A 2,345-nucleotide genomic window follows, 5' to 3' on the forward strand; every position below is an offset into this window, starting at 1 on the left:
CGCCCGGCCTCGGCCGCGCCCGCCGCGGCGCCGGCCGGATGGGTCTCGGCACCCGTCTGAAGGGGGTCAAGCGGCTGTGAGCAAGGCCCTCCCGTCGCCCGACCGCCACTCCTCCCCGAGCGCCACCCCTCGACGCCACCCCTCGACGAATGAGCTGCGCCGATGAGCAACATCCCGGAGACGGGCCGCAGCCCCCGTGTCCAGATCCGCCTGGTCGTCCTGCAGATCCTGGTCCTCTCCCTGCTCGCCACCCTCGGCGGCCGCCTGTGGTACCTCCAGGTGCGCAACGGCGCCGAGTACGCGGCCGAGGCCAGCGGGAACCACGTCCAGCAGGTCGTCCAGCCGGCCACCCGCGGCGAGATCCTCGACGCCCGCGGCGTGCCCATCGCCGACAACGAGAACCGGCTGGTCGTCTCCGCCTCCCGGACCGAGCTGATGAAGATGGACGACGACGGCGAGGCCGTCCTCACCAAGCTCGCCGGCGTCCTCGGCATGAAGCCGAAGGAGGTGACGGAGAAGGTCCGGCTGTGCGACGCCGAGACCCCGCAGCCCTGCTGGAACGGTTCGCCCTACCAGCCGATCCCCATCACCGACGAGGCGACGGCCCGTCAGGCGCTCCAGATCCGTGAGCGGTCCGAGGACTTCCCCGGCATCACCGCCGAGCCCGCCTCGGTCCGCCGCTATCCGGGCCCCGGCGGCGCCAACACCGCCCAGGTCCTCGGCTACCTGTCGCCCGTCACCGACGAGGAGATCCAGAAGGCCCAGGACACCGACTCGCCCTACCTGCGCTCCGACCAGATCGGCCGCTCCGGCCTGGAGCGCCAGTACGACGAGGAACTGCGCGGCAAGGCCGGCGTCACCCGGTACGAGGTGGACAAGCTCGGCCGGGTGCTCGGCGAGGCCGAGGCCGACGCCGGAGTTCCCGGCTCCCACCTGGTCACCAGCATCGACGCCCGGGTGCAGCGGGTCGCGGAGTACGAACTGGAAGAGGCCATGAAGGCGGCCCGCCAGGAGTGGGACCGCAACACCAACGAGAAGTACAAGGCCGACGCCGGAGCCGTCGTCGTCCTGGAGGCCAAGACCGGCCGGGTGGTCGCCATGGCCTCCAACCCGGCCTACGACCCCAACGCCTGGGTCGGTGGCATCTCCGCCAAGGACTACGCCAAGATGACCGGCAAGAAGTCGAACTACCCGCTGCTCAACCGCGCCATCCAGGGCCAGGCCGCCCCCGGCTCCATCTTCAAGGTGGTCACCACGGCGGGCGCCGTGAAGGCCGGGTACCCGTTCGACGGCAACTACCAGTGCTCCAGCGACTACTCCATCGGCGGCCAGGTCTTCAAGAACTTCGAGTCCGCCAACCACGGCATGATCGACCTGGGCCGGGCGCTCGAGGTCTCCTGCGACACCGTCTACTACCGCCTCGCGCACGAGGAGTGGAAGAAGGACGGCGGCACCAAGCCGAAGAAGAAGACCAACGACTACTTCTACGAGGCCGCCCACCAGTTCGGTCTCGGCAAGGAGACCGGCATCGACCTGCCCAACGAGGTCTCGGGCCGCATCCCGGACCGCGGGTGGAAGCAGGACTACTGGGAGGCCAACAAGGACTACTGGTGCAAGCACGGCAAGAAGGACGGCGACTACGTCGAGCAGATCGAGTGGGAGAACTGCCACGGCGGCAACGAACTGCGCGCCGGTGACTCCGTCAACTACTCCATCGGGCAGGGCGACACGCTGGTGACGCCGATCCAGATGGCGGCCATCTACGGTGCCATCTCCAACGGCGGCACCATGTACGCCCCCACCGTCGGCAAGGCCGTGATCAGCCCGGACGGCAAGACGGTCGAGGAGATCGAGCCGAAGCGCAACGGCAAGCTCCCGGTCGACAAGGCGACCCTCAAGGAGATGGACGCGGCCCTCGAGGGCGTGGCCACCCGGGGCACCGCGGCCTGGCGGTTCGGCGGCTGGCCGCAGGACAAGATCCCGATGCACGCCAAGACCGGTACCGCGGAGGTCTACGGCAAGCAGACCACCTCCTGGTTCGCCACGTACACCAAGGACTACGCGATCGTCATGACGATCTCCCAGGGTGGTACGGGCTCCGGCGCCTCCGGCCCGGCCGTGCGCAAGATCTACGACGCGCTGTACGGCGTCCAGCCGGACGGCTCGATCGACAGGAAGAAGGCGCTGCTGCCCGAGCCGCAGAAGAAGCTTCCGAAGATCCGCCCCGACGGCACCGTGGACAGCCCGAAGATCGACGAGGACCCGGTGAAGGCGCTGAAGGAGGCCGCCGAGGCCGCCGCCGAGGCCGGCGTCACGGGCGGGCAGACGGGCGCCACGGGAGGTGA

General features: G+C 69.6%; 1 protein-coding gene. It reads left to right on the plus strand.

Annotated elements, in window-relative coordinates; translation table 11 throughout:
* Positions 1-162: 162 nt before the first annotated feature.
* Positions 163-2,345: penicillin-binding protein 2 (gene mrdA, locus HW445_RS27305; RefSeq protein ID WP_180223544.1), on the plus strand; the 2,183-nt coding region annotated here is incomplete at its 3' end.

The organism is Streptomyces sp. UH6, from assembly GCF_013421635.1.
Classification (GTDB): Bacteria; Actinomycetota; Actinomycetes; order Streptomycetales; family Streptomycetaceae; genus Streptomyces; species Streptomyces abyssomicinicus.